The 284-nt window shown below is 75.0% G+C and carries 1 pseudogene; it reads right to left on the bottom strand.

The features are described from left to right. A pseudogene (locus ADL12_RS27345) lies at window positions 1-284 on the bottom strand (LacI family DNA-binding transcriptional regulator); the annotation flags it as partial.

The following is a 284-nucleotide window of genomic DNA, read 5'->3' as shown; positions in this document are numbered from 1 at the left end:
CGGGTCGTCGTGCAGGATCCGTTCCACACAGGCCTGGCCCGACGCGGCATCGTCCCCGCAGCAGTACGTGCGCACGGTCAGCCCGCGCTCGGCCGCGGCCTTCGTGAAGCCGTCCAGGCCGCGGTGCGCGGACTCGTACCCGGCCCGCAGCAGCTGCTCCGGCCGGTTGACGAAGGCGACCCGGCGGTGGCCGAGGTCCGCGAGGTGGTGGACGCAAGCGGCCGCCAGCGCGGTGTGGTCCAGGCCCACCCACCAGCCTCGCTCCGGATGCACGGTGCGGCCGA

The sequence above is a fragment of the Streptomyces regalis genome, from assembly GCF_001509475.1.
Lineage (GTDB): Bacteria > Actinomycetota > Actinomycetes > Streptomycetales > Streptomycetaceae > Streptomyces > Streptomyces regalis.
The sequence above is the reverse complement of the archived record's forward strand: the minus strand, read 5'-3'. Positions and strand labels throughout refer to the sequence as shown.